The 23,144-nt window shown below is 53.8% G+C and carries 15 protein-coding genes; 1 reads left to right on the top strand and 14 read right to left on the bottom strand.

Annotation, left to right across the window (positions count from 1 at the left end):
* Position 1: 1 nt before the first annotated feature.
* The 14 genes from ACVBEJ_RS02545 to fucP form a co-directional block, all read right to left on the bottom strand.
* Complete coding sequence (locus ACVBEJ_RS02545) at positions 2–1,411, bottom strand: sulfatase-like hydrolase/transferase (protein WP_447128026.1); 1,410 nt, start codon at positions 1,409–1,411, stop codon at positions 2–4.
* Between the two features lie 181 nt (positions 1,412–1,592).
* Entirely contained in the window at positions 1,593–3,005 is a 1,413-nt protein-coding gene (locus tag ACVBEJ_RS02550; protein WP_447128027.1) for a sulfatase-like hydrolase/transferase, read from the bottom strand.
* 155 nt (positions 3,006–3,160) lie between these two features.
* Entirely contained in the window at positions 3,161–6,379 is a 3,219-nt protein-coding gene (locus tag ACVBEJ_RS02555) for a glycoside hydrolase family 2 TIM barrel-domain containing protein (protein ID WP_447128028.1), read from the bottom strand.
* A 250-nt stretch (positions 6,380–6,629) separates the two neighbouring features.
* A complete protein-coding gene (locus ACVBEJ_RS02560) occupies positions 6,630–9,980 on the bottom strand; it encodes a TonB-dependent receptor (protein ID WP_447128029.1) in 3,351 nt (1,116 codons plus the stop codon).
* A gap of 431 nt (positions 9,981–10,411) precedes the next feature.
* Entirely contained in the window at positions 10,412–11,515 is a 1,104-nt protein-coding gene (locus ACVBEJ_RS02565) for a FecR family protein (protein WP_447128030.1), read from the bottom strand.
* Positions 11,512–12,093, bottom strand: a complete 582-nt coding sequence (locus tag ACVBEJ_RS02570) for an RNA polymerase sigma factor (protein ID WP_447128031.1) — start codon at positions 12,091–12,093, stop codon at positions 11,512–11,514. The genes ACVBEJ_RS02565 and ACVBEJ_RS02570 overlap by 4 nt, the downstream gene beginning before the upstream one ends.
* A gap of 117 nt (positions 12,094–12,210) precedes the next feature.
* Positions 12,211–13,017, bottom strand: coding sequence for a glucosamine-6-phosphate deaminase (gene nagB / locus ACVBEJ_RS02575; protein ID WP_447128032.1), 807 nt, complete (start codon positions 13,015–13,017; stop codon positions 12,211–12,213).
* A 145-nt stretch (positions 13,018–13,162) separates the two neighbouring features.
* Positions 13,163–14,299, bottom strand: coding sequence for an N-acetylglucosamine-6-phosphate deacetylase (gene nagA, locus ACVBEJ_RS02580; protein WP_447128033.1), 1,137 nt, complete (start codon positions 14,297–14,299; stop codon positions 13,163–13,165).
* 2 nt (positions 14,300–14,301) lie between these two features.
* The gene (locus tag ACVBEJ_RS02585) at positions 14,302–15,219 is read right to left on the bottom strand and encodes an ROK family protein (protein WP_447128034.1); all 918 of its coding nucleotides are present in this window, start codon (positions 15,217–15,219) and stop codon (positions 14,302–14,304) included.
* Positions 15,220–15,232: 13 nt separating this feature from the next.
* Entirely contained in the window at positions 15,233–16,354 is a 1,122-nt protein-coding gene (locus tag ACVBEJ_RS02590; RefSeq protein WP_447128035.1) for an SIS domain-containing protein, read from the bottom strand.
* A 119-nt stretch (positions 16,355–16,473) separates the two neighbouring features.
* A complete protein-coding gene (locus tag ACVBEJ_RS02595; RefSeq protein ID WP_447128036.1) occupies positions 16,474–17,748 on the bottom strand; it encodes a D-tagatose-bisphosphate aldolase, class II, non-catalytic subunit in 1,275 nt (424 codons plus the stop codon).
* A gap of 12 nt (positions 17,749–17,760) precedes the next feature.
* Positions 17,761–19,098, bottom strand: coding sequence for a sugar MFS transporter (locus ACVBEJ_RS02600; protein WP_447128037.1), 1,338 nt, complete (start codon positions 19,096–19,098; stop codon positions 17,761–17,763).
* A 162-nt stretch (positions 19,099–19,260) separates the two neighbouring features.
* Positions 19,261–20,025, bottom strand: coding sequence for a transcriptional repressor AgaR (gene agaR / locus ACVBEJ_RS02605; RefSeq protein WP_447128038.1), 765 nt, complete (start codon positions 20,023–20,025; stop codon positions 19,261–19,263).
* A gap of 299 nt (positions 20,026–20,324) precedes the next feature.
* Complete coding sequence (gene fucP, locus ACVBEJ_RS02610) at positions 20,325–21,731, bottom strand: L-fucose:H+ symporter permease (protein ID WP_447128039.1); 1,407 nt, start codon at positions 21,729–21,731, stop codon at positions 20,325–20,327.
* Positions 21,732–21,881: 150 nt separating this feature from the next.
* Between fucP and ACVBEJ_RS02615 the strand changes: the two genes are divergently transcribed.
* The gene (locus ACVBEJ_RS02615) at positions 21,882–23,138 is read left to right on the top strand and encodes an ATP-binding protein (RefSeq protein WP_447128040.1); all 1,257 of its coding nucleotides are present in this window, start codon (positions 21,882–21,884) and stop codon (positions 23,136–23,138) included.
* The last annotated feature ends 6 nt before the right edge of the window (positions 23,139–23,144 follow it).

The following is a 23,144-nucleotide window of genomic DNA, read 5'->3' on the forward strand; positions in this document are numbered from 1 at the left end:
GCTATTGCTCCCTCTGCTGCCGGGGGTTATCAAAGCCCTGTAACGGGCGGAAAGGCGGATCAACCATCTCGCTGTGCCAGGCTTCCATTTCTTTCACCATTTTCCGGTATTTGCTGTTTTTCTTTTTGCGCAGGTTGTTGTTTTCGCCAATATCCTTTTCCAGGTTATAGAGGATGTGGTACTGGTTGCGACTATCGAGAATGGACTTATAGTGCCCTTCGCGCATAAACACCGATTGGCCATCGTATTTGCGCCAGAACAGCCTGTGGTGCGGTTTGCCCTTTTTGTCGCCGTTGAGATAGGGCATCAGGTTGACACCATCCAGGGGACGTTCCGGGGAAGTTTTTGCGCCAGTCAGCGCCGCCATGGTGCCGAGAATATCCAGGGAAATAACCGGATGATGGTAGTCCACTCCGGCGGGAATCTTGCCGGGCCAGCGCGCCGCGAAAGGTACCCGGATGCCACCTTCAAAATAACTGCCCTTGCCCCCTTTTAACGGCGCGTTGCTGGCTGCGCCATCTTTAACCGGGCCGCCATTGTCGGAGAGGAAAAAGATCAGGGTATTGTCGTCAATGCCCAGTTGTTCGAGTTTGTCGAGGATGCGGCCAACCCCATCGTCCACCGCCGTAATCATACCGGCGTAGGTACGGCGTTTGAGGTTGTTAATGTGCTGGTTGCGTTGCAGATATTGCTCAGTCGCCTGCAAAGGGCCGTGGGGGGCGTTGTAGGCCAGGTAGAGGAAAAACGGTTTGTCTTTTTCCCGTTCAATAAATTCCAGCGCTTTGTGGGACAGTTCGTCCGTCAGGTATTCATCAATATCCACCCTGGTTTCGTTTTCCAGCAGGCGTGTCCGGTACCAGTCCCAGTGGTTTTGTTTAACTGCATCCTCGATGCTTTCAATGGTAATTTCTTCAGGCAAGTAACGGTGGCCGCCAGAAAGGAAGCCATAGAAATAGTCGAAGCCACGCTGGTTGGGGCGAAACTGCTTGTGGGTGCCCATATGCCACTTGCCGACAATACCGGAGATGTAGCCCCGGGGTTGCAGCACCTCGGAAATCATTTGTTCCTGCAGGGGCAGCCCGGCGGTCCGGTCGCTGGGGTCAACCACCGGGTTGCGGCTAAAGCCGAAGCGGTCCTGATAGCGGCCCGTTAGCAACCCGGCCCGGCTGGGGCCACACACGGAGTAGCTGACGTAGCCATTGGTAAAGCGCACGCCTTCGTTGGCGATGCGATCAATGTGTGGCGTCTTGATGTCTTTACTGCCGTTAAAGCCCACATCTTCGTAGCCCTGATCATCGGTTAGAATCACAATCAGATTGGGCTTTTCGGCGGCAGTGCCGAGGGCGGAAAACAGACTTGTTGCGGCGATTGCTACGCCGCAGAGCAGTTTCTCAATAAAGGCTCTATTCACTGTAATAGTCTTTCAATTTAATATTGTTGAGTGTACTGGTGAAGTGCCCGCAGGCCTTTTCAGACCGTTGGCCGCAGGGATAGCGGCCACCGAGCGTACAAGGATGCTTACTTAATAACGAAAGCACAGCGTGTCTGAAAAGGCCTGTGGGCACTGCACCCGGCAGAATTAACTTGCAGCACTAGTAGTAGTCTTCGCGCAGTTGTTTTCTAGCCTTCTGGTTAGCCTGGTGCACATGTTCGTCATCGTAACGGCGCACATCTTCCTGGGACCAGAAGGTGCCAGTATTCCAGCGGGCGTGAATCATCTGCCCTTCCCAGGCGTGCAATACCTGCATCAGTTCCAGCACCTTGTCCGGCTCGGCGGCGGCCAGGTCGTTTGCTTCACCAATATCCTTGGCCAGATTATAGAGTTGCGCCGGGCGATCCGGGAAACGCAGTAATTTCCAGTCACCATCGCGCACCGCGGCCATATTGTCGTAGCGCCAGAACAACGGGCGCGGTTTTTTGGTGTCGTTGAATAAAGAAATACCATCGATATTGGCGGGTACTTCCGCCCCGGCAGCAGACAGGGCGCTGGGCAGAATATCCAGCAGGGAAACGGTTTGTGAGGATTGCGAACCGGCTTCGATAACGCCGGGCCAGCGCATGGCAAAGGGCACCCGCACACCGCCTTCCAGTAGAGTGCCTTTCACGCCCCGCAGAGGCGTATTGTCGGCCCATAAACCCACCCGGTCGCCGCCGTTGTCATTGGTGAAAATCACCAGGGTGTCGTCGGCGATGCCCTGCTCTTTCAGGCTGTCTAGCACGGTGCCGACCGCACGATCCAGCGACCAGGTCATGGCCGCCAAACGCTGGCGCTGGAAGTCTTGGATATGGGCAAAACGCTGCATATCTTTTTCCAGCACATCCATAGGGGTGTGCACGGCGTTAAAGGCCAGGTACATAAAGAAGGGCTGGTCTTTGAGTTGTTCGATATAACTAGCCGCTTCCCGGGCGAAATCGTCAGTGAGGTAGCTCTGGGGTTTGACCGGCTCGCCATCTCGTTCCATCCTGATTTGGCGCTTGGGATTATCCGGGTGGTAGGTGCTACCGCCGCCGAGGAAGCCATAGAAGTGGTCAAAACCGCGCTTGTTGGGGTGAAACTGTGGCAGCTCGCCCACATGCCATTTGCCCACTGCTACGGTGGCATAGCCCCGGGCCTTCATCAGATCGGCGATGGTTTTTTCTTCCACCGCCAGCCCCATGTAGTTGCCGTCCACCCCGGCGGGGGGCTGGTGGGTCAAATTGAATTCGTAGCCAAAGCGCTGGGTGTACCGCCCGGTCAGCAAGCCGGCTCGGGATGGGCTGCAAAAAGGCGTGCTGACGTAGGCATCGGTGTAGCTCACCCCGGCTTTGGCAATGCTGTCGATGCGCGGGGTTTTAAATTCCTCGCTGCCCTGGAAGCCAAAATCCTGGTAGCCGGCATCGTCCACCAGAATCACCAGTACGTTGGGTTGTTGAGCCGCTTTATCGGTGGGGGGTTTTTGTTCTGCGCAGGCGGACAAGCTAAGGGTCAGCGTCAATGCGGCAATAAGTAACTTGCTGGTTGTCATGTTGTTTCCTGTTAAATCACTCAAATGAAAAGCTTGGGTGCCCCACCTTCCGTCATTGCGAGGCCGCAGGCCGTGGCAATCTCCTGGGCTCGGAGTGCCTGGCTTGAGATCGCCGCGCTTCGCTCGCGATGACGACGTCTTCGCGGGGCAAGTGTTTATCGATAAGCCCTGTTACTCATCGCTTCGGCTTTTTGTACTGCCGCATCAAAAGGGCTTAAACGAAAGGAAAACTGATAATCCCTGGCTGGCACCCGGTATTTCTGCAATGGCCGCGCACCCCAGGAATCGGTACCTCCCAGGCCCATCAGCTGGCCATCCAGATTGACGCTGACCAGATCGCGAAATTCCAGATCTCCGCTGTGCAAATTCGGCTGGCCCTTGCTGCGGTCGTGGTCCAGGTCGTTTTGCAGCAGTGGCAAGGCTGAAAAATTGATGCCGTTAGCCGCGCTGATCAACACGCCTTTGCCAGCACCGTCAATCAACGATACCCAGTGCACATCGGTTTTATTGCCGGTTTCCTGAGGGCGGGAATAATCGTGGAATTGCTCTGCCACCGTGGAGGTATAACGCCCAATGGCGTAACCGGTTTTGCGATCCGGGTAGTTTTCATGGGGGCCACGGCCAAACCAGTCCAGCTGTTTCAAACTGCCGTCCAGTATCAGATTGACACCCACACGTGGCAAATCGGGGGCGCTATCCGTCACCATCTGGAAGTGGTTATCCACCAGAATATCGCCGTTGCCCAGCACCCGAAAATCCATCTGGAAGGTGGCCAGATCTCCCAACTGGTATTGACTGGACACCCGAATTTCTCCGGCGTGACGGCTGTAGCTGAACGCCATCAATGACTGTTCGTCGGTGAGGGTTTTCCAAATTCCCAGCTCGCTGAGCATTGACATACCGGAATCGTTATCGGTGGGAGCGCGCCAGAAATTGCCGCGAAGCCCCTGTTGCAATAGCTCTTTGCCCTGATGCTGCCAACTCACCAGCTCGCCGCTGATTTTGTCAAAAGTGAGGCTGTAGTGAGTGCCGGATATGTGCAGTTGCCGGGCGTCTTCTTCTGCTGTTGGCGTTGCCAGTTGCGCCACGGTTTGCGCCGTCACTTCGGGCTGTTCAGCCAAAGCGATTTGATCCCAGGCCAGCACATGGCCTTCATCCAGCAGGGCTACCGTACCGGCTTTGGCTGTGGCCTCGAAGGTCAGGTAATCACGGGCACCGGCTTGCTGCGATAGTTCTGGCAACGCCAGGGTAAAGGCTTCGCCGCTGCGGGGGCCGGTGGTGAAACCGGGCAGATCGCCACGCTTGATGACGTCGCCATTGCGCTCTATTTTCCAGCGAAAATCGAAGCCGGACAGGTCGATAAAATCGTGGCGATTGATCACTTCAAATTTGCCTTTGGCCATATCCAGCGCGCGAAAACGAATGGGTTGGTAAACCTTTTTCACTTCCCAGGCGTGGGGATTAAAGGTGCGATCCGGCTGGATAAGACCGTTGGCCAGAAAGTTATCATCGTCGCCTCTGGGACTGGGGCCGAACTTTTCATCAAAGTCACCGCCATAGGCCCAGATAGCCCTGCCCTGCTTGTTGGTTTCCAACAGGGTCTGGTCCACCCAGTCCCAGATAAAACCACCTTGCAACTGCTCGTGCTGGTCAATCACATCCCAATAGTCCTGAAAGTTGCCCAGGCTATTACCCATGGCGTGAGCGTATTCCGCCATGATCAATGGTTTTTCCCTGGGCTGTGATGCGTAGTCTGTCAGCTCGGCAATGGAGTCGTACATGGGGGTATAAATATCCACATAGTCCACCACGCTGTGGCCATTGACCGTGCCCCAGCCGCCGTAGGTGACCGGGCGTTTGGACGGGCCGTTCTGGTGCACCCAATCGGTGGCTTTTTCGAAGGCGGTACCCAACCCTGCCTCGTTGCCCAGTGACCAAAGCACGATAGACGCGTGGTTTTTATCCCGCTCCACCATACGGCTCACACGGGCCAGATGCGCCTTTTCCCACTCCGGCTGATAACCCAGTTGATGCAGGGCACGGTCGGCTTCGTTGTTACTTTTCTTGACCGCGTTATTGCCGATATTCATGTACTCATGGGATTCGATATTGGCTTCGTCGAGCACATAAAACCCGTATTTGTCCGCCAGCTCATAGAAGTAAGGCTGATTGGGGTAATGGGCGGTGCGCACGGCGTTGATGTTGAGAAATTTCATCAGCGCCATATCTTTTTCGATACTTTCCCGGGTAATGGTGCGCCCGCCGGTTGGATGGTGTTCCGTGCGATTGACGCCACGAATGGAAACCGGCACACCATTCACCAGAAACTGCCCACCGGCCACTTTCGCATTGCGAAAACCGATGGGCCGCTGAATAACGCGCTGTTCCCCATTGTCGCTATTGGTAACAGCAATTTTCAGATCATACAGATTGGGAGCTTCGGCGCTCCAGGACTTCACGCCTTGCAATACGTCAGAAACTTTGATGTTGCTGGCACCCACCGCAAGAGTTTTTTCCAACTGCTTATTGAGAACGACTTTGTCACCATCCATCACCCTGACATCGATCGCAATATTGGCCGGATTTGCGGTTTTGTTTTGCAGGGCAATATCGACCGAGAAAATGCCATTTTTATAGCTGTCATCCAGATCGGAAACCACCGCAAAATCCTGCACATGGACTGGCGGAACCGCGTAGGCGTAAACGTCCCGTTCTATGCCACTGAGACTCCAGGCGTCCTGGTCTTCCAGATAACTGCCATCGTTCCAGCGGTACACTTCCGCGGCAATGCGATTGCTGCCAGGCTTTACGAGTTCGGTAATATTAAATTCCGCAGGCAGTTTGGAGTCCTGGCTGTACCCCACCATCTGGCCGTTAACCCACAAATAGAAGGCGGAATTCACCGCGCCGAAATGGATAAACACCTGCTGCCCCTGCCAGCTTTCCGGCAGTTGCAACTCCCGCACATAAGACCCCACCGGGTTGTAGTCGTGGGGGATTTTTGGCTGGTTGGCGGGGAACACGGTTTGGTGGTTGATGTAGTGAGGTACGCCGTAACCCTGTAGCTCCCAGTTGCCGGGCACCTGAATGGTATCCCAGTCACTGGCGTCGAAATCCGCCTTCCAGAAATCCATCGGGCGGTCGGCGGGTTTGCGTACCCAGTGAAACTTCCAGTCACCGTTTAACAACTGATAATTACCCGACGCCTGCGGTTTGCCAGCGGCGGCAAGGGCAGGACTTTCGTAGGCAAAAAACGTCGCCCTTGCCGGCTCGCGGTTGCGTTCGATCACTTGAGGGTTTTCCCAATCCAGCAATGCCTGCTCCTCTGCTATTTGAGACTCCTGATCACTGTAACCACAGCCGGACAGTAACAAGCTAACACCTGCAACCACCCAAAATTTGAACAATGGTATCGTGAGCGCAGCCTGGCAACCCAACAGCTTTGACTGATAGTCACCGAATTTCCCTGTCGCTTGATTCCTCGCGAAGACGGTTTGGGAGCCCGTAAAATTGAAACGATTACGAATTGGTCACTCCTTGCATATTTCCGAGCACCCGTTATCAACCCGGCGGTAGCGCCGGACTGATAACGGGTTGGCCTATTGGTTACCTGATAAAACCAGATTAGAAGCGGTAGATAACGCCGAGGGTATAACGGCGTCCTGGCTGTGACAGGAAGTTGGTCAACTGCTCGTACTTGAGAAAACGCTCAGTTTCTGAGTCGTTCAAATTCACAGCTGAGAAGTTGATTTTGAGATTGTCTGTCACATTGTAGTTGGCCGAAAAGTCCAGTTGCCCGCGGGCAGCTTCTACTTCCGGCAACACTTCTATGCGGCCAAAACCGAGCTGGACATTTTCGCGGCGAACAAATTCATCTCGCCAGTTGTAGGCAAAGCGGGCACTGAAAATGCCGTCGTCGTAGAACCACTGGGCATTGGCGCTGTTTTCTGACAGGCCGCGGCGGGTGATCTGATCACCTTCCTGGTCCACCAGGTCACTGTCCTCGTCCGTGTAGGTGTAGTTGAGCACCACGCCGGTGTTGGACCAAAACCCATCCAGGTTATCAAAGGTGTTTTGCAGGCTGATCTCCAGGCCCTGAATTTGCGTGCCTCCGAGGTTTTCAAAGGTACGGGTCAGGAAAGTCTGATTACCGCGTTCCCGTTCTTCCTGGTCTGCACCAAGGGCAATGGTGGAATCAATATCCTTGTAGAACAAGGCCACTGAAAACAGGTCGCCATCGCCGTAGTACCATTCGTAGGAAAGGTCTACATTATTGGCGCGAACCGGGTCCAGATTTGGATTGCCCGCCGTCGCTGTACCATTAATACCCGCAGGCAAACCGGCTCCGAAAAGTTCGGTGGCATCCAGCCCCGGGGTCAGTTGCCCCAGACTGGGCCGCCCCAGTGCGCGAGAAACACCAAGGCGCAACAGCATGTCTTCATTCAGTTGCAGGTTGGCGTTCAGGCTGGGCAGGAAATCGTTGTAGTCCCTTCTGATTTCTACCGCTTCCAGGGCACCGTCCTGGTCAGGCGCAAAGCCGGCGGAAACGGTTTCGGTATCCACATAACGAACACCGACATTACCAAACAGGGGCAGCCCGGCCAGTTCGCCTTCAAAATTACCGGATACGTAGAAAGCCAGCGTGTCTTCCTCAACATTGAAGCCTTCACCGGCGTTTTCAAACACGCCCGCACCGGTGTTGGGGTCGATTTCACGAATGGGAATCAGGCCAAAAGCGGCGGATATTTCGTCTGCTGTACAGTTGGTGCCGGTAAAGGTTCTCGGCAGGCTGCTCGGGTCGCTTTCGAAGAAGTCTGAACCACCAGCACTGGCCTGGCAATTCGCCAGAAATTCGGCAGCGGCGCGAATATCCGGGTCGGTTTCAGCAGCAGGGTTTACCGCAATTGCCTGGATATTGATTTGAGCGCGAGGGTCTTCACCAGCCCCAATCAAGGTTGACGGGAAATTACCGCGCTGATTGCCACGCTCAAAGAAGCGACGAGAAAAAGCCCGCTCACCGTAGCGCACACCCACTTTCAACTCTGTAAAAGCACCATCCAGCTCCCACTTGCCATCCAACCGGAAAGAGTCAGTGGTGTTTTCAATATCACTGGCCACACGGTTGAACTGGAAGTAAGACAGGCGTTCGTAATCCGGGTCACTGGGGTCAATCGCCACCAGGTCAGCGGGATCAACTACGGAATCCACACCAAAAGCAGTGGCGACAAAAGGCGCTTCGTACAGTGTGACATCGGGAATGCGGCTGCCACTGTTCAGGTCAAATTCAAACAGCTGGGCGAAGTCGATACCGGTGAGCGCATTGTTGCCGTTAAAGTCGATACCGTAGACCAGGGCACCCTGCTGTACAGTGGATGAAGTGCCTTCCGAGGTACCTGCCTCAAAAGACAGTTCAAAGGTTTCAGAAGACTTCCAGCTACCGCCAAATGTCAACTGATCGGACTCGCGCTCAATGGCGTTAATAGAGGGGGACGCACCGGCACGAATAGTGGCATTGCCGACGATACCGGATGTCTGCACAAACACATCACCAAATTCACTGGTGGTACCGAGGCGCTCAAACTGGTTGTCACCCAGTTCCAACACCGCAGAGCGGGCGGCATTGGTATTGATGGAATAACGCGCCCCGCTGGAGACTTCATCCACTTCGCTGCGGCTGGCGTCCAGGTAAAAATCCAACCCCTCTGAGGGTTGCCATTGCAGGGAAACATTGACCGAATCGCGGTCCGATTCACGCACCGATTCCAGAAAACCAAACTGGCCTGGAATGTAATACACATCATCGCTGTTGGATTCGCCATCGCCGTTGACATCCACATTGGCGTCGAACTGATAAACACCGGCGCCACGGGCGGGAGCAAACAGGTTGGTGCCGTTTGGATTGCCCAGAGGAGGACCATTTGGCGGGGTAAAGTCGCCAGTGCGACGCAGCCAGATACCTGTTGCATCGGAGAAATCACCGCCACCATAGGTTTGTGCAAGAGAGCTGACGTTGCTGGTGGCAACATTCACCACCACACCAAAATCACCAGCATCCGTATCGCGCCACTGCTTTTTGACAAACGCGTTTATGTCCGGATCGTACTCGCTATTATTTTCGGCGTACTTGGCTTTGGTGTTGATGGAGGCGGTAAATTCTTTACCGGACAGCGGGCGGCGGGTCTTCAGATTAACCGTACCCCCCAGTGAGCCTTCCACTTTATCAGCAGTGGGCGCCTTCAGAACCTCAATACCTGCGAACAACTCAGATGGCAAATCCTGAAAGTTAATGGAGCGGTTATCCGCTGTACCGGAAACCAGGCGACCATTGATTTCAACATTGTCGGCGACGAAGCCCCGTACCTGTACAGAAGTCCCTTCGCCATCTGTACTGCGCTCCAGCTGAATACCGGTGACCCGCTGAAGGGCTTCGGCAATGTTGGCATCGGGCAGCTGACCGATATCTTCCGCTGTAATCGAGTCTTTTATTGCAGCACTGTTGCGCTTGTCGTTCACAGAGCTGATCAAGCCACCCTTAATACCGCGAACCACAATTTCTTCAGATATTTCTTTGCCTGAAGCGTTTTCTTTTACTTGAGATTCTTCAGCCGAAGCACCGACAGAAAACAATGATGCCAGTGCAGCCAGAATACCTTGGGATAGTTTGGTTTTGTTCACACCCCTCTCCTCATGTTGCTTTTGGTTGTGCGCAATGGAAACCACAATTACGCGTCTATCGGTCACAATGGCTCGGACAGAGGTACCATCAAGCAACGAAGCGAGTGCGTCTGGCAGGGTATAGATTCCACTTAATGCTCGGGCGTGGATATCCTTGAGGTCATTATTGGAATAGAGCAGAGAGTGGTCGAAACGGTCTGCAATCACATTCAGTGAAACAGACACTTTTTGTTCCGGCAGTTTCAACTCCAGCTCCGGGCTATCACCATCTGATGCGGTGCAATATCCCGCGACCATCATCAGCCAGCTAACGCCCAAAGCGCCAAAAACAACTTTCTTTATAGAGGGCGTTTCTAAAAATAGTGATATTTTCGCGAGAGCAAGGCGGTGGCGCACAGAGACCCGCAGTGTATAAGACATACATGAGGACTCGAGTACGGCACCAACGCCGCTATCGCGGAAATAGTGCATTTTTAGAAGTGCCCTGGAAATAATATTATTCACCTACCAGTCACCATGGGGTCCTTTCCACTGCAACCATACTAAAGAGCATCGAGGACCGTTTTTAAGTAACATAAATATTATTTTTTTAAAAAAATATTTGATTGGAGATAACAACAGGATTGAAAAGACCTGGCTAACAGGATAAAACCGTTGAATTTTCGGCTTGGTAGTGACGCCGTACAACGGCGAACTGCACCAAAAGGTGCAGCGATTACAAGCCAAAAAAATCAAGGAAATGATTGAGATAACGACTCCAGATATATCGTATTGCCATTATCAGGTTTGGTAATTTTAATATTCTGAGCGGAAATTTCTATGGCTTCGAGCAGTGCTTCGGTATCACCCACCTGAAAGCGGCCACTGAGTCGTATATTTTTCAAACCGGGATCAACCAACACCACATCGGTGTTTGTATAGCGATTCACTTCCGCAATAATGGTTTCCAGGCTTTCGTCCTCAAAAATAAACCGCCCCTTTACCCAGGCGAGATCTTTTTCAAGTTTACCCTGATCAACCTCTACCAGAACGGGAGTATGGGTTTCACCCTGCTTGGTAACTTCTGCCCGCTGCCCCTGCACCAGAAGCACAGCTTCCTGTTCACCCGATACATCGAGAGCCCGGCTAACAGCTACGGGCAATGAGTTATTTTCCTGAAGTTTTGCCGCCAGTTTGACTTTGCCTTCGGTCACGGTGACGCGAATTTTGTCCGAAGTCAGACGCACCACAAAACGGGTACCGATGGCCGTAACCACCTGACCATCCGCATAGACAACAAACGGTCGCTCAGGCTCATGGGCCACATCAAAGATGGCCTCACCGCGAACCAGCGTCACCGCCCTCTGGGTATCACTGAATTCAACTTTGATCAGACTGTTGGTGTTCATATGCACACTGGAACCATCGGACAAGAGTTCAATACGGTTATCACCCACTTGCGTCGCATAAAGGTTGTCCTGCACATCCACGCCATCGGCAATCGGATAAAAGACAGATATGGCTACCGCAACCAGCAATACACAGGCAAAAGCAACACCTCTCTGGAAGAATCGGGTTCTGCTGAAAACATCCCAGAAACCCCGAGTGGACTGCACATCGATTTCCCGGGCAAGAAAATCCATATCACTCCACATCTCCGCCTGCCGTTTCAAAACCTGGCCGTGGAGAGGGCTTATTGACAACCAGCATTTAAAATCACGCCATTCAGACTCTGACAGGCCGCCATTGTCCAGCGTGTTATCCAGCTTAACAAACCAGTCCGCCGCCTCTTGCCCTACCACATCCATGGTACGCAGTTCAGCCACTTTGGTATTTTGGGAGTATTTTTTAGTCACGAACGATCCTTGCGCAGGGCCTTGCCCAAACGGTTCTCGGCTTCACCCGGCTGGCCAAAACGATAGCCCCGGGAATTTAACCGCGATTCACATTCCTTGATTCCGCCAGCGATATATTTATCCACTGAGCTTTTGGATACCGACAGTTTTTTGGCAATTTCAGTGGAGGAAAAACCGTATACCTTACGAAGCAATATCGCCTGCCTCTTGTTATCCGGCAGAGATGCCAATACATCGACCATGGCCTCGCATTTGAGCTGCTCATGGATTTCCATATCCAGGTTGGAATCCGGAATCTCCATTAGCGCATCGTCAATAACGGTACTGATTTCGCGACTCCGGCGGCGACTGCTCCTGTACACCAGGTTGCGGGAAACCACAAAAAGATAATCTTCCGGCGAGCGTATTTGTCGTTTGCTGTTGGCGGTGTAGGTTTTTATAAAAGTCTCGTGGAGAATGTCATCCACATCTTCGGGGCGTACCGACATCTTGACAATGGATCGAATCAACGCGTCACGACAGCGATGAAAGGCTTTCACCACCGGATTTTCGCTGTCATTTTCCGAGCTTTTTGCCACTTGATTTGCACCCCACAGGTGTCAGATACGCACAATATACGATATGTAATTATTATAAAGAGCGCTTGAAGTGCAATATGCGTAACTCCATCAAGAAATTTTTATTCCACCACCTCACTACAGTTCGTAAAAATTACCGTACTGCTCCACCAGCGGCTCATTTTCACTGTGCACCCACTGGTAATAGTCCATATGCTGCAGCTGCGATGCGGCGGCCCTGTCGATAATAAAGGTGGCCCGTTCGTGCAGCTGCAGCGCCGAGGCGGGGCACATGGCTGACAGTGGGCCTTCTACCGCCTGCTGTACCGCACCGGCTTTGGCTTCACCTGTTGCCAGCAGTATCACCCGTCGACTATTGAGGATGGTGCCAATACCCATGGTCATGGCCAGGTGGGGCTGAAACTCGCCTTCCGCGAACAACCGGCTGTTGTCCTGCACCGTGGACTGGGTAAGGGTTTTAACCCGGGTACGGGAGGCGAAGCTGGAGGTGGGTTCGTTAAAACCGATATGGCCATTGCTGCCAATACCGAGAATCTGCAGGTCGATGCCACCGGCATCGGCAATGCTTTGTTCGTATTCGGCACCCACCTTGCGCGGATTTTGGTGGCTGTCACAGGTGGGCAGGCGGGTGCGGGTCTGGTCGATGTTTACCGCGTCGAACAGCTGCTCTTTCATAAACGAGCGGTAGCTTTGCGGGTTTTCCGGGCTAATGCCTATGTATTCGTCCAGGTTAAAACTGGACACTTGCTCAAAGCTGACCTTGCCCTGCTGATACAGCGCAATCAATTGCTGATACATGGCAATCGGCGTGCTGCCCGTGGCAAGCCCTAATACCGCATCCGGCTTTTTAGTGACCAGCTCGCAAATGCGCCGGGCACCGAGTTCGGCGACGGCATCGCTGTTGTTGAGAATGATGACTTCCATGGGTTGATACCTGTTTCAAGATGTTGCCGTCATTGCGAGCGCAGCGAAGCAATCTCCATCCGCTTATCGCAATGCTTTTGTAGCCCTCAGCATGCTGGCCGAGATTGCCGCGTCGCGTCGCTCCTCGCAATGACGGGGTCAGCTTTTAACAGACCCCATCCACCCAGGTATTTACCACCTGGCGTTTGTCATTAATCAGGGTAAAACTGGCCCGGTAGCCGGGTTTGATATAGCCCAGTTCGTTGTCCAACCCGATAGCCTGTGCCGGGTAAAGAGACGCCATACGCACCGCTTCAAACCAGTCGATATGGGCAAATTCAGCGGCGTTGTTGACCGCCGACATCATGTTCAGATCTGAACCCGCCAGACTGCCTGCGGCGTTGACGCAGCGGCCATCCACCGAGTGAATGGTTTCGCCGTCCAGCACAAAGGATTTTTCTTCCGCGCCCACCGTGGACATGGCATCGGTCACCAGTATGGCGCCGCCTTTTTGCTTGGCTGCCACGGCTACGGAGAATGCCGCCGGGTGCATGTGGTAGCCGTCGGCGATAATGCCAAACCAGCTGTTGCGGTCTTCCAGCGCAGCGCCCACCATGCCCGGTTCGCGGCTTTGCAGTGGCGTCATGGCGTTGTACAGGTGGGTGAAGCCGTGGATACCGGCATCCAGCGCCTGCCGTGTTTGATCGTAATCGGCGTTGGTGTGTCCGGCACAAATGGTCAAACCACGGGACTTGAGTTCGCCAATCATTTCCGCAGAACTGAGCTCCGGCGCAATGGTAACGATGGTTTTGCCATGCTTCAGGGAGCTAACCAGACCCACTCCCTGATGATCCAGCAGGCAGAACTTGTTGGCATCGTGGGCACCCTTTTTTTCGGCATTGAGAAACGGGCCCTCCAGGTGAATGCCCAACACCCCCGGCACGCCTTCCGCCAAGGCCTGTTCTACAGCAGTAATGGCTTGTTCCATCACTTCAAAACTGGTGGTGATCAGGGTGGGCAGCAGGCCGGTGGTGCCGTACTTGCGGTGGCCAGCCACGATGGTGCGAATGGTGTCTACCGTAGGCGCACTGTTAAACATGATGCCGCCACCGCCATTCACTTGCAGGTCGATAAAGCCGGGCACCAGACAGTGCCCCTGCAGGTCGACGCGACTGCTAATGTCCGCCGGGACGTCTGCCTGGGGAATCACCGAGTCAATACAGTTGCCATCGATGATGACCGCACAATCGCTGTGCAATTGCTCACCGTCAAAAATTGAGCCGTTAAGCAGTGCGGTTTTCATCACTACTGCGCCTCCGCCATGGCCTGCCGACCCATAATGGCCGCACCGCGCACACCACTGGAATCCCCAAACCGGGGCGGCAGTACGGCGGGGGGGGTGGCGCTGCGGAACAGGTAACGCTGTATGTGGGCACCAACCGCCGGATAAATTTCGTCGATATTGGAAAGTCCGCCGCCCAGTACAATGGCATCCGGGTCGTACATCAGGGTCAGTTGAGCGAGGAAGCTGCCCAGGCAGTCCAGCCAGGCATCAAACACCTGCAACGCTTTTGGCTCGCCCTGCTTGACGCCCTGCACCATCGCCTCCACGGTGTTGTAGCCGGACTCGAAGTGGCCGCACAGCCAGGTCAGGCCAGTGCCAGACAGGTAGGTTTCCACGCAACCCTGCAGGCCGCAGCCACAAAAGCGCAGCGGCAGGTCGTACTTTTGCTGCAACGCCGCAGGCAGGGGGATATGGCCGAACTCACAGGCAATATTCTGCCTGCCGTGCAGGTGGTGGCCGTGGGTGACAAAACCACCGGCAAGGCCGGTGCCCAGCACCACACCCAGCCCGGTGTCGCAGTTGTTCAAAGAGCCACTGTTCACCTCTGACAACACAAAGGCCTTGACGTCATTTTCAAAGCCCACCGGTCGCGCCAATCGGGTTGTCAGGTCATCCCGCAGCGTCCGGCCATTGATGCCGGGCACATTGGCGGACACCACTTTGTCGTCGGCGTCAAAAAAACCCGGCAGACCAATGCCCACAGAGCCCTCACCTTCGCTCAGGCGATCTGCTCTGGAGACCATGCTGGAAATCGCGTCCAGAAATTCCACATAACTTTGCGTGGGAGTAGACACTCGCCAGGAATCCACCAACTGCAATTGTTTGTCAAATATGGCCAGCTCAATTTTGGTGCCGCCCACATCCAGCCCATAGTGCATGGCTGCCTCCAGATTACGGGGCGGTAAAGGGGTAAATTTCCACCCCCCTTACAACGCGATTGACTTCACCGGTGGGACAGGGATTGTCGGCACCGATACCCATATGCCAGGCGCGGTAGAACGCGTATGTTTGGCACCAGGCGATATACAACAGAGATAAGCCCAGATCCGTCAGACCCTGTGCTGCAAGCGTTGACGGCGACAGCTCAATAACATGATCCGTTTTTTTGTCCCGCAGCAGTTCGTTGTGCAGGTCGCGGTCGTAGCGGCCAACGTAGGCTTCGCTGGAGTGCATCACCACAATCAGGCTTTTTTCGTTGACCATGGACTTGGGGCCGTGACGGAAGCCCAGCGGCGAGTCGAAAGCCACCATCATTTTACCCGCGGTCAGCTCCAGGCATTTCAGAGACGCTTCCCGGGCAATACCCAGCAGATTGCCAGCCCCCAGAACCACCAGGCGGTCGATGTCTTTTCGCGCCAGCTCCGAAATGGCCCCCTGTTGTTGTTCCAGCAAGGCTTCTGTGGCCTCGGCAGCCGCTTGCAGTTGGCTGTGGTCGGGTACAAATACTGTGGCGCAGGAAAACAGCATGGAAGTGAAGCTGCTGGTCATGGCAAAACTTTTGTCGTTAGTGCCTTCCGGCATTAACAGGCAGAAAATGCGCTCGTCATTTTGCGATGCTTTCGCCAGGTAACCGTCCGGGTTACAGGTAATGACCAGGTGGTAGCAGTTTTCCACCAGTTGAGTGGCCAGCTTGACCGCCGCCACACTTTCCGGGCTGTCACCGGAGCGGGCAAAAGACACCAACAAAGTAGGCACATGTGCCTGCAGGTATTGATCCGGCGCCGCCACAATATCGGTGGTGGCAATGGCCTCTACCCGCTGGTTGGTGTGCTTGCGCAACCAGGGGGCCAAAGAGTCACCCACAAACGCAGAAGTGCCTGCGCCAGTGAGAATAATGCGCAGCCCGGCGGTGGCCAGCAACGGCTGAATAAAGCTATCGATTTGCTCTCGGCGAGCGGCAATATTGCCACTGGCTTCGCGCCATTTTTGCGGCTGCTGGGTGATTTCCCGGGCCGTCCAGTAGCTATTTTTGTTTTTCAGAGTTTCGGCTTCTAGGCCTAGATAGGTTTCCATGGTTTCACTCTCGTAAAATTTGAGCCCGTCATTGCGAGGCCGAAGGCCGCGGCAATCTCCATTGCCCCGCTGCCAGCTTGACGAGATCGCCACGCTGCGCTCGCGATGACGCGGTTTGGTCAAACACAAGCCGCCGCATACACCCCGGTAACCTGCATCACATGATGAATCACCAATTCTTTGGGGCTGATTGGCAAGCCGGCATTGCGTACCGCCTGGTATTGCTGCGGCATATACTGGCCCAGCAAGGGCTCGGGAATATCCACCGCCTCCAGGTTGCCAAACAAACGCGCCACCGCTGCCTGAATCGGTTGTTGTGGCCAGTAGTAACGAATGCGGTCACTGTAGCTGTAGCGGCGATACAAGCACCCCTGGGGTTCTTCGCCGGGGTAGTATTTTTGCCAGTTGCTCGGCTGCTCCAGCATTACCTGCTCGCACACTGCCCGCAGGTTGGAGCGCTGTTGCGCATCCACCAGTTCGTCTTCAATATGGCTGAGTGCAAACAGGGCTTCGCGCAGTGCGTAGGTGAGCTGGGGACCCACTTTTAAAATCGCAAAGTGGTCTTCCACCAACTTGGCGTAAGCACTGTCGGGTTGATAATCGGTGGAATGTGCTTCAAACACCAGGGTGGGAATTTCGCTGATCAGGCCACTGAGTTCGCGGGCTTCCTCAGGGCGATAGTCGTGTACAGAGGTGTGGTCAAATTCCACACCGGGCTGTACCACCAGGCCGATAACGCGCTGCCAGGCAGCCTCCAAACCCTGTGCTTCAAAGGCGGCTTTGTGCACCGCTACGGTTTGTCGCACTTCGTTCACCGGCGTTACCTGCAAGCCGTCGATTTCTTCTGTGGCGCCACCGGGGGGCGGTACTTCGGTGCCTACTACATACACCAGCTCGGCCTTGCCGAAGGCTTCCAGTGCGGTTTTTTCCGCAACAGCGCATAACCGGGCAGCGCGCTCGGCAACGACTTCGTCACTGAGGGGTTCCAGGTCGTCGGCACAACCCATACTGGTATCCAGATGGATTTTCTTGAAACCGGCGGCCACGTAAGCGGCAATCAATTCATCGGCTTTTGCCATGGCCTGTTCTGCCGGTTCGTCACACCAGCACACCGGGCCAAGGTGATCGCCACCGAGAATCAGTTGCTCAGGGTCAAATCCCACCTTGTCGGCAATGGCGGCGATATAAGGCATAAAATCAGCGGGTTTCATGCCGGTATAACCGCCAAACTGGTTTACCTGATTGGCGGTGGCCTCAATCAGTACCGGGGTGCCGTCTTGCTTGCCCTGGCGCAAGGCCGCTTCCAGCACAATGGGATGAGCGGTGCAAATGGCGTAAATACCGCGCCTGGCCCCTGAGCGGTTGGCGGCCACTATATCGAGTAGTTGTTGCATGGAAATGTCCGTTTAGTCTGTGGTGAACGATGCAGTTTGAGATTTACCACCCCAGGTACGCCACTTGTGGCCAATCAGGGCGTAGAACACGATAAAGCCGTAGCAGGGAATCATCAGCCAGTAGGCGCTTTGAGGATTGCGACTGGCATCGGCCAGTGCACCATACAGCGGTGGCAACAATGCACCGCCGGCAATCCCCATAATCAACAGCGCTGAACCGGTAGCTGTATTTTTAGGCCCCAGCCCCTGCAAAGCCATTGGCCATATTGCGGGCCACACCAATGCATTGGCCAGGCCAAACAGTGCCACGTACAACACCGCATCCGGCACCGCACCGACACCGGTCCAGGCAAACAACGCAGACCAGATGCCTGTCGAGTCAGGGCTGGCACCGAGCAATAAAATGGCAAACAACACACCCAGGCCGGAAGAAATCAGCAGCGCCGTTGACTGGCTGATCACCCTGGGAATCAGCACCATGCCGAGCACATAACCGGTCACCATAAACGCCATGGTGTAAGAAGTGAGCTGGCCAAAATTGGCAACCCCCAGTTCCTTGCCAAACAGACCGATGGTGTCACCGGCAATCACCTCTGCACCCACATAGAAGAACAGCGTAATCGCACCCAGCACCAGCTGTGGTTGTTGCAGAATACTGCCTTCATCCTGACCCTCGGCCACTTCTTCCTGCTCCGGCTCGGGCAGTGGCGAGAATTTCACAAACAGCCCCAGCAGCAGCAAAAGCCCCGCCATAATCAGGTAGGGGTTGACCAACCGGGACGACAACTCTGCCAGCTCTACGGCCTTCTGAGTGGCATCCAGTGCCGCCAGGCGCTCCTCGGAGAACTGATCCATGCCGGTAAACACCAGCGCCGTAAATACCGCCGGAGCCACAATACCGGCCCCTTTGTTCAATATACCCATAATACTGATACGCACCGCGGCGGTTTCCCGTGGGCCGATCAACACAATGTAAGGGTTCGAGGCGGTTTGCAAAATGGTGAGGCCAGTACCCAGTACAAACAGGCCGAGCAGGAAAATGCTGTACATGCGCAATTGCGCCGCGGGAATAAAGATCAGCGCCCCCACCACCATCATAAACAGCCCCAGCACCATGCCGTTTTTGTAGCCGGTGCGCCGCAAAATCAGCGACATGGGCAGCGCCATCACAAAATAGGAAATATAAAACGCCAGTGTGACCAGGTAGGCTTCCAGATGGGTGAGCTCACAGGCGATCTGCAAAAACGGAATCAATGACCCGTTCAACCAGGTCACAAAGCCAAACATAAAAAACAGGATGCCGATAATGGTGATAGGCACCAGAGACGATTGCCGGGTGGTAGTATTCATTTCTTCTCCTCCTAAACTTCAACCGCCAGCAAAAGGCTCGCCCGCAGTTTAAGAATCACAGGCTATCACTTGAAAAAAACTTTCGCAAACTTTCGTTTATAAAGTGAAAGTTTTCAGATTAAGTTTGATTGAACAACTTACGAAGCGGGATAAGACAGGCTCTCAGACCTGGCAGAGAGTCAGGGGTAATACCTCAAAAGCATCAAGGTATTCCTGGGGGATACTGCGGTCAGTCACCACGGTATCTACCTGTTCGACAGACGCAATAACGTGAAAGCCTCTGCGATCAAATTTGGAAGAATCAGTAACCGCCACGATTTCACTGGCCGCCTCGCACATCAAACGATTGAGAGAGGCCTCCGGTTCAAAGTAGGTGGTGATACCGGTTTTCAGGTCGAAACCATCCACCCCCAGAATGACTTTATCGAAATGCAGGTGCTTGAGGCTCTGTTCCGCCTGGCGGCCAAAAAATGACATGCTCTTTTTGCGTAACCGGCCGCCGGTGACAATAACGCCAATGGCCTCAAACTGAGACAGCGCGTTGGCAATATTGAGGCCGTTGGTCATTACGGTGAGATCTTTGTGCCCACCAAGACACTGAGCCACCTCCTCGGTGGTGGTGCCGGAATCCAGAAAGATAAACTCACCGTCGTTGATCAGCTCCGCCGCCGTGCGCCCCAGGTTGCGTTTTTCTGCGGGGTGCTCCTCATAACGTTCCTGTACTGACAGCTCTTTGGCCAACTTGCTGTTGGCCAGCGCGCCACCGTGACAGCGGATCACAAAACCCTTTTCACCGAGGTGGTTGAGGTCGCTGCGAATGGTGACGCTGGACACCCCAAAACGTTCCGCCAGGTTTTCCACCACCACCCTGCCGTGCTTCTGGGTAAGAAGAACAATTTGCTGGCGCCGCTCCAGGGTATTGCGCATGGCGAGTCTCGTTTAAAGTGAAAACTCGCCCACCTTAACAACTTTCACTTTCTTTCACAATGACCATCATCTCCAATATTGAGGCCACTTCACCCAAAAAATGAAAAATTCAATGAGTTGCGGATATCGCCGGTCCAGGCAAAACCGTAGGGTGGATTAGCTGAAAGCGTAATCCACCGGATGGTGAAGATAGATGCCAGTTTTAATCCCTGATTGGTGGATTACGCCGCTTCGCGGCTAATCCATCCTACGGCATCTTGGGTGGCCATCCCGTACACGTCTAACGAGGTAGCCAGTTGCTACCGATTGTGCACGTTGTGAGCGCGATAGCCGTAGATGGCAACCACCACAAAGCAGATCAGCGGCAGCAGGAAGGAGGTTTTAACCGATGGAATGGTGCCAATAATTGAGCCGCCATCGATCATCGCGCCCTGCAAGGGCGGCATCAGAGCACCGCCGACAATGGCCATCACCAGGCCAGCAGAGGCCAGGCTCGCATCGTCGCCCATGTCTTTAAGGGCAATGCCGTAGATGGTTGGAAACATCAGTGACATACAGGCGGAAATGGCAATCAGGCTGTAAAGGCCAGCCATACCATCGAGGAAAATCGCCCCCAGGACACAAGCCATACCACCAAGCGCAAGGAAAAACAGCAACTGCCCGGGTTTGATGTAACCCAGTAAAAAGGTACAGATAAAACGGCTGCTCAAAAAGGTGATCATGGCAATCAGGTTATACCCCTGAGCTTCGGCGGCGGTCAGCCCGATACTGGTCATGCCGTAGTGAATAATAAAGGTCCAGCACATGATCTGCGCGCCCACATAAAACGCCTGCGCCACCACCCCTTCCAGGTAGCATTTGTTGCGGAACAAGCGTCCGAAGGTTTCCTTCAGCTCGCGCCTGGTCAAAGGGTGATCGTGAGTCATGGTTTTGGGCAACTTGCTGAACAGGAACACCAAAAACAAAACCGCCACCACAATGGCAATAGTGATGTAAGGCCCGCGAACCGTAATCAGGTCCGCAGCCTGCATAGCCTGGTGAGCCACCGGATCGGTGACTGAGAACTGATGCAGTGCCTCGGTTAACTTGCCGTCCACCACAGAAGGCAACAGGTTGTCGTAGTCCGGGTTGGCCGCCTTTTCTGCCTGACGAAATTTTTCCACTTCCAGTTGGTTGAGGATTACCGTTGACGCCACAAAGATACCCGTCAGCGATCCTATGGGATTAAAAGCCTGGGCCAGATTCAAACGCCGGGTGGCGGTATCCGGGTGCCCCATGGAAAGAATATAGGGGTTTGCTGTTGTTTCCAGCAACGCCAGCCCGCAGGTAAGTACGCATAATGCAATCAGGAAAAAGTTGAACTCCTGATAAAGACTGGCGGGAATAAACAGGGAGGCACCGATCGCATACAACCCCAATCCCAGCAGAATACCGGCCTTGTAGGAGTAGCTGCGAATAAAAATCGCCGCTGGGATGGCCATAATGCCGTAGCCCAGATAGAAGGCGAACTGCACCATACTGCTCTGGGCATTGGAGATCAGGAAAATGTCTTTAAAAGCCCGTACCAAAGGATTGGTAACATCGTTGGCAAACCCCCAAAGCGGGAACAGCAGTGTCACCAAAATAAAGGGGGCGATCATGTCGCCGGTGAGGATTTTAGGGCGAGTCGCACTTTGCGCAGAGCTTGTGGTTGACGTATCAGCCATGCTTTTTTCCTGGATAGTTATTATCGAAGGGAGCCGCCATTATACCCCTTGCTTTTACATATAAATAATAATTTTAAATGTATTTGGCAAAATTACCGCAGGACAAATTAAACCTTGCAATACTAAAGTTAAACTTTTAAATTACACGGTATGAAAAGACAATACCAAGCCCTTATCCAGGAGTATCTCAGCTACTTTCCCTGCGTTGTGCTTATCGGAGCACGTCAAAGTGGCAAAAGCACATTAATGCGAATGGTTCCTGGGGATTACGATTTCTTCGACCTGGAATCACAAGCGGATTACACACAAATTGCCCACGATCCCGACCTGTTTCTGCGACTGAACAATTCACCTTTGGCCATTGACGAAGCCCAACTGCTACCGGAGCTTTTCCCTGCCCTAAGAGTCGCCATTGACAGAGACAGGCAAGCCTATGGCAAATATTTACTGTCTGGATCCAGTTCACCTGAATTAATCAGCTCGATCTCGGAGTCTCTTGCAGGTCGCGTTGGTATTATCGAAGTAGCGCCTTTCAGCCTTTCCGAGACGCTTGACGTTTCTTCTCCGAACCTGCTCAAGTTGTTCCAGCCAGGCATCAAAGCCGAAGAAATTCCTTCGCTGATACCTTCGGCAAATATCAAAGAAGCATCTACCACCATAGATGACTATTGGGAACAAGGTGGCTACCCAGAGCCCTGGCTTCGGAAACGTGGAAAATTTCAGTCGGTGTGGCGGGAGCAGTACATAAAAACCTATATTGAAAGAGATATTGGCAGGCTCTTTCCTGCTCTCAACAAAGTGCGCTTCCGGCGATTTATCGAACTGCTGGCGGGCTATTCCGGGTCAATAATAAACTATTCCAATGTCGCCAACCTCCTTGACGTTTCCCAACCTACCGCCAAAGACTACTTCAGAATAGCCGAGGGGACGTTCATCTGGCGGAACCTGCCCGCTTACAATAAAAGCCTGAGCAAACGCGTTTCCAAACACCCTAAAGGCTACCTGCGGGACACGGGGTTAATGCACCACATATTGCAAATCCCCTCGACCAAACGGCTGATCTCTCACCCACAAATGGGGCATAGCTGGGAGGCTTTGGTTATCGAAGAAATTTTACGAACCCTTAACAGCGCAGGCATTCAGTATGCGTCTTACTATTACCGCACATCTGGCGGAGCCGAGGTCGACCTGATACTGGAAGGTAATTTCGGTCTTATTCCTGTCGAGATCAAGTATGGCCAACAAATACCACTCAAGAAACTGCGCCCAATAAGGGATTTTGTTAACGAGTTTAACTGTCCTTTCGGCATCATCGTAAATAATGACGAAAAAATTCGTTTGTACGAGGAAAAGCTGATTGGCATTCCCCTGCTGTCTCTGATAGCAGATGAACAACAGGGGAGTTGAAGAAGC

It is taken from the genome of Porticoccus sp. GXU_MW_L64, assembly GCF_052983295.1.

What these genes read in the sequence shown, in the direction of transcription:
- ACVBEJ_RS02550 (WP_447128027.1), bottom strand. Translation starts at nt 3,005, where the DNA reads ATGACAACCAGCAAGTTACTTATTGCCGCATTGACGCTGACCCTTAGC.
- fucP (WP_447128039.1), bottom strand. Translation starts at nt 21,731, where the DNA reads ATGGCTGATACGTCAACCACAAGCTCTGCGCAAAGTGCGACTCGCCCT.
- agaR (WP_447128038.1), bottom strand. Translation starts at nt 20,025, where the DNA reads ATGCGCAATACCCTGGAGCGGCGCCAGCAAATTGTTCTTCTTACCCAG.
- ACVBEJ_RS02590 (WP_447128035.1), bottom strand. Translation starts at nt 16,354, where the DNA reads ATGGAAACCTATCTAGGCCTAGAAGCCGAAACTCTGAAAAACAAAAAT.
- nagB (WP_447128032.1), bottom strand. Translation starts at nt 13,017, where the DNA reads ATGGAAGTCATCATTCTCAACAACAGCGATGCCGTCGCCGAACTCGGT.
- ACVBEJ_RS02585 (WP_447128034.1), bottom strand. Translation starts at nt 15,219, where the DNA reads ATGCACTATGGGCTGGATGTGGGCGGCACCAAAATTGAGCTGGCCATA.
- nagA (WP_447128033.1), bottom strand. Translation starts at nt 14,299, where the DNA reads ATGAAAACCGCACTGCTTAACGGCTCAATTTTTGACGGTGAGCAATTG.
- ACVBEJ_RS02615 (WP_447128040.1), top strand. Translation starts at nt 21,882, where the DNA reads ATGAAAAGACAATACCAAGCCCTTATCCAGGAGTATCTCAGCTACTTT.
- ACVBEJ_RS02595 (WP_447128036.1), bottom strand. Translation starts at nt 17,748, where the DNA reads ATGCAACAACTACTCGATATAGTGGCCGCCAACCGCTCAGGGGCCAGG.
- ACVBEJ_RS02600 (WP_447128037.1), bottom strand. Translation starts at nt 19,098, where the DNA reads ATGAATACTACCACCCGGCAATCGTCTCTGGTGCCTATCACCATTATC.
- ACVBEJ_RS02560 (WP_447128029.1), bottom strand. Translation starts at nt 9,980, where the DNA reads ATGATGGTCGCGGGATATTGCACCGCATCAGATGGTGATAGCCCGGAG.